This window comes from uncultured Campylobacter sp., assembly GCF_963517995.1.
Classification (GTDB): domain Bacteria; phylum Campylobacterota; class Campylobacteria; order Campylobacterales; family Campylobacteraceae; genus Campylobacter_A.
On the sequence record NZ_CAUQHQ010000185.1, the window covers coordinates 1 to 3,648 of the forward strand.

General features: G+C 36.8%; 5 protein-coding genes and 1 pseudogene. 3 read left to right on the forward strand and 3 right to left on the reverse strand.

Annotation, left to right across the window (positions count from 1 at the left end; translation table 11 throughout):
* Window positions 1-250 (reverse strand): annotated as a pseudogene (locus RYL88_RS12210) (TonB-dependent receptor); the annotation flags it as partial.
* Between the two features lie 375 nt (window positions 251-625).
* Between RYL88_RS12210 and RYL88_RS12215 the strand changes: the two are divergent.
* The 3 genes from RYL88_RS12215 to RYL88_RS12225 all read left to right on the forward strand — a co-directional run bounded on the left by RYL88_RS12215 (window position 626) and on the right by RYL88_RS12225 (window position 1,793).
* Window positions 626-1,192 carry a ParA family protein gene (locus RYL88_RS12215; RefSeq protein ID WP_163028090.1) on the forward strand — a complete coding sequence of 189 codons (567 nt, stop codon included), beginning with the start codon at window positions 626-628 and terminating at the stop codon, window positions 1,190-1,192.
* A 1-nt stretch (window position 1,193) separates the two neighbouring features.
* Window positions 1,194-1,475, forward strand: coding sequence for a hypothetical protein (locus RYL88_RS12220; protein ID WP_122874718.1), 282 nt, complete (start codon window positions 1,194-1,196; stop codon window positions 1,473-1,475).
* 144 nt (window positions 1,476-1,619) lie between these two features.
* Window positions 1,620-1,793: a hypothetical protein gene (locus tag RYL88_RS12225; RefSeq protein WP_314991648.1), complete on the forward strand. Its 174-nt coding sequence runs from the start codon at window positions 1,620-1,622 to the stop codon at window positions 1,791-1,793.
* Window positions 1,794-1,980: 187 nt separating this feature from the next.
* Here RYL88_RS12225 and RYL88_RS12230 read toward each other — a convergent pair whose 3' ends face one another.
* Together RYL88_RS12230 and RYL88_RS12235 are read right to left on the reverse strand one after the other, a co-directional pair.
* On the reverse strand, window positions 1,981-2,148 hold the full coding sequence (locus tag RYL88_RS12230) for a hypothetical protein (protein ID WP_163028091.1): 168 nt from the start codon (window positions 2,146-2,148) through the stop codon (window positions 1,981-1,983).
* Window positions 2,149-3,171, reverse strand: a complete 1,023-nt coding sequence (locus RYL88_RS12235; RefSeq protein WP_163028092.1) for a replication initiation protein — start codon at window positions 3,169-3,171, stop codon at window positions 2,149-2,151.
* Window positions 3,172-3,648: the final 477 nt, after the last annotated feature.

Here is a 3,648-nt window from a genome sequence, read left to right on the forward strand (position 1 = left end):
AAAACGTCCTGCCGTAAAATCCGCCCGCGACGTGAAATTTATCCATCGAATTATCGAGCAAATCCGTCACGAAAAAATAATCATCCCTTGGCGCGCGGTCGAATTGATTTTCGGGTAATGCGCTTTGGGCGATGTTTGGCGTATATGGCGGTGGAGGCGTAAAATCCTTTATCGGCTTTATGACGTCGGGATTTGCACCGTTTGCGAGCAGCGCCGTCGCAGCCGCAGCCAGACTGATAGCTAATCTCATTTAAAATCCTTTATGATAATTATGATTTTTTGTATCAAAATATTAAAAGAATTATAGTGCAACATTCTTTTAATGGTCTTAATATGAAATAAGATATTATAAAAATAATTTGATTTTTATTTTTAAGGAATAATATAGGATTGGAATAGGTTAAAAAATTTTCAAAGGAGTTTTTCTTAAAAAGAATACTATGGTTAAAAATAGAATTATTAGACAAAAGCAGATAGTATAAAAATATTAGAGCTATTTTATAACTTATATTATTTTACAACTTATAAAATAATATAAGTTATTATATATAACAAATTATTTATATTAAAAAGTTGTTAATATAAAATAAGTTATAATTTTTAGAAAATACTTAAGGAGCTTTGTATGAGAATAGCGATAATTAATTCTAAAGGTGGAGTAGGCAAAACGCCTTTGGCTTTTAGTTTGGCAAAAGATCTGGGCTTAAATTTACAGACCAATGATAATTCTGTAATTACTCAGATATACGATAAAGCCGTGTTTTCTAATCCTTGTAAACTAGCAGATAATACAGTGTATGATTTTGGCGGTTTTGTAGCTCCTGGGGTGTTAAGTATACTAAAAGAGTGCAATATTGTAATCATGCCAGTTACTCCAAAAATAAACTCTGTTTTTAAAGCCGCAGAAACCTATAATCAAATAAAAGACTATACTAAAAATATGATGGTTTTGGTGACGGACGTTGTGAACAAGGGAGATCTGGGAACTATTATAGAGGCCTTGAAGGGAGCTGGATTTAAAAACGACGTCGAATACATGCTTTTAAAAAGATCGGCGATATTTGAAAACGCTATTGCAAACGGCATGAGCTTTGCAGAGCTCTATAATCAAAACGGTTTATCAAGATCACAGTATAAAGACTTCTATTTGCAATACTATAAAATTATCGAGTACATAAAAAATAAGGCCTAGCATGAAGAATCTTTCAAATTTTAAACTAAACGACGAGGTTGCTACCGGATTTGCGGAGGCGGACGATCAAACGGCGAAACTAGACAAGATCTCGGAGTTAGAGGCTGTTCTAGCCAAGTATAAAAAACTAGGACGCCCAAAATCCGAAAATCCACCGACTCGTCAGATGACGGCCTATTTGTCTGATGATGAGATGGAGTTTCTAGCCAAAGAAGCCAAAGAAAAAGGCATCAGTAAAAATCAAATACTTAGAAATTTAATAACTAGGCAGATGAATGGATAGGGCGAAAGTTCTCAGCAAGCAAGGCAAAAGTTCTATGAGGTTTAAAAAAATGCTACAATATAGCAAAAACAGAGGTAAAAAATGCCGAAATTAGATGAAGCAAAAGAGCGACTAGGGCTGTTAAAATTTTATATCGGATTTTTTATGACCGCTTTTGCTGCTCTTGTAAGCTGGATCGCTACGCATTATAAAAATTTTGATGATGCGATTATTTTTTACGGGGCTTGCGGAGTCGCCGTCGTCCTTTTTATTGGTATAATTTTAGGCACTATGCATGCCAAAAAAATTTTAAAAGAAATTAGAGAATTGAAGAAATAGGAGGATAAAATGAGTTCGTTTGTGATCGCTTTCTTTATGGTTGTTAGTGCGATTATTATATGCTGGTCGGCTTTAAGGTCTGTGCAGTCGGAGTAATATTGGCCTATACGTTCCGTTGGTCTTGCTGGCTAGTTTCGTCGTCGGCTACTTGTGGATAAAGAGCGGCAAAAAAATACCCGATTTTTTTCTAGTTCGCATTTTGCGCGGCTAAGCTCTTCAAAAAGTTTTTCATATTGCGGTCGAATTCTTCAAAGAGTATATATTCTATTTCGCCGCGATCGTCTGCGGCGATGATTTTCTCAAGCTCTTTTTGATCTGCTTCGTTTAAGCCGGGTTCGTCCTTGATTGTCGTCATTTAGTCTCCGTATCTCTCGAAAGTATTTTTAAAGTGCTTGAAATTGTCAAATCTCATTACGGTCGAGTATTCGTCATCGACGTTGAAAAGCTTGACTTCTATTTGCTCCCCGCTTTGCTCGAAGCTTTGAATTTTTAGTATATCCGTGACGTTCATTTTTTCGTTGTATATGCGTAGGTATCTGCCTATGTACGGGTCAAAGTCATTGACGGCTTTGCCCGTGATAGGATTGCTGCGCTTTAACTCTCTAAGCATATCCTGGCGCTTGATGTCGCTCGCGATCGTGTCTAAATTTCGGCGATTCTCTTTTTTGTCGTGCTCGATGTCGCTTATAGGCTGCGGCTCAAAGTAGAATTCTAGCGCATCGATATTTCGCCCGCTTTTAATCTTTTTTATCATAAGCCCCTTAAACGGTGCTCGTCGCTGATCAAACAGGTTGCGTTCTGCTGATAGTTCTCTTATTGCTGGCTTTAAAATTTGCTGGTCTATATTGCACGCTTGATAGCTTTCGGGTATCCCTAAAAGCTCCTTGAAGTCTTTATATTTAATATGCCATAAACCAGTTTGCCTAAACTGCTTCAAATATCGATAAATGGTCTTTGCATACGTCCCGCTAAGCCCCACAAACTCGGCTAATTCATACCTTGTCCAGCCTTTTAGTGGGCTTGAAATATAGCGATCCTTAAAACCTTGTGATACCTGAACTCTTAAAATTCTATTTTTGGTGTCTGTTTCAAGCATGGGAAAAATAATCTCTTGCCGTAAATCCCCTTCATCATTGATTTCATACCGAAATTTAAACTCTTGCAGCTTACCGAGCTTATCTAAGATTTCTTTTCGATAGCTACTGCTGTCAGCTACTTGAGCCAACTCGAATACTTTATAAAAATCAAGTTCTAATATATAGCCGTCCGTATTTCTAAACTGTTGCAAGATAGTAAAAAATACGTTTTGTTGCGCTTCCGTGAGAGTATTAAATTTTAGCTCGTGTAGCTCGTTTGAATATTTAACGACTTCGTTCATACAATAATCCATATATTATTTTATTATTGTATTATATAAAAAATAGAATAATAAATCAATACCATATATTATTTTTTATAATAGAAAAGTAGCGGAAAATCTATTATTGTATTTCGGAAAATCTATTATTGTATAAAAGGAAAATCTATTATTGTATTTCGGAAAATCTATTATTGTATGATGTCTAAACCCCTTGGTATCACGGCTCTAGCGAGACCCTAAAAGATATAAAAGAATTTAAAAAAGAGGTTAAAAGAAAACTTCGTCGCAAAAAATCGCAAAAATTGGCTTAAACACAATCGGAACCGGGGCGTGTGTACGTGCTTGTGCTTACGCACTGCGCACCGCCCCCTTACCCCCTATTCCGCCTTGCTTATGCGCTAAAGCGCCGCAAGGCTACCTCTTTTAGAGGATAATGTGAATTATCTGCTCAGCCCCATACCGCTACCGCTACGTTTGTGCTTTTCTCGGTCTTGC

Excerpts from the sequence above, each read along its gene's own strand:
- RYL88_RS12215 (WP_163028090.1), top strand. The coding sequence starts at position 626 with ATGAGAATAGCGATAATTAATTCTAAAGGTGGAGTAGGCAAAACGCCT.
- RYL88_RS12220 (WP_122874718.1), top strand. The coding sequence starts at position 1,194 with ATGAAGAATCTTTCAAATTTTAAACTAAACGACGAGGTTGCTACCGGA.
- RYL88_RS12225 (WP_314991648.1), top strand. The coding sequence starts at position 1,620 with ATGACCGCTTTTGCTGCTCTTGTAAGCTGGATCGCTACGCATTATAAA.
- RYL88_RS12230 (WP_163028091.1), bottom strand. The coding sequence starts at position 2,148 with ATGACGACAATCAAGGACGAACCCGGCTTAAACGAAGCAGATCAAAAA.
- RYL88_RS12235 (WP_163028092.1), bottom strand. The coding sequence starts at position 3,171 with ATGAACGAAGTCGTTAAATATTCAAACGAGCTACACGAGCTAAAATTT.